Here is a 243-nt window from a genome sequence, read left to right on the forward strand (position 1 = left end):
CCATTCTCAACATCTACCGCAAATACTACGGCGCGCGGATGACCGCTTTCATGCTTGTCACGTTTTACGCTGCCATGGTCGCCGCCAGCCTTGTTGTCGAAGTCATATTTGCGGTGGCAGGATGGATTCCCGCACGGCCGAAAACCGGCTCGGCTGCGCATACAGCCAGCCAGTCCATCACCTTCAACTACACGTCGATTCTCGACATCGCATTCGGGCTTGTGTGTATAGCGCTCTTCACCG

At 56.0% G+C, this 243-nt stretch carries 1 pseudogene; it reads left to right on the forward strand.

The annotated features are described in order from the left end of the window. A pseudogene (locus SB822_RS59975) lies at positions 1-243 on the forward strand (permease); the annotation flags it as partial.

Source organism: Paraburkholderia sp. SIMBA_054 (genome assembly GCF_046534875.1).
GTDB lineage: Bacteria > Pseudomonadota > Gammaproteobacteria > Burkholderiales > Burkholderiaceae > Paraburkholderia > Paraburkholderia hospita.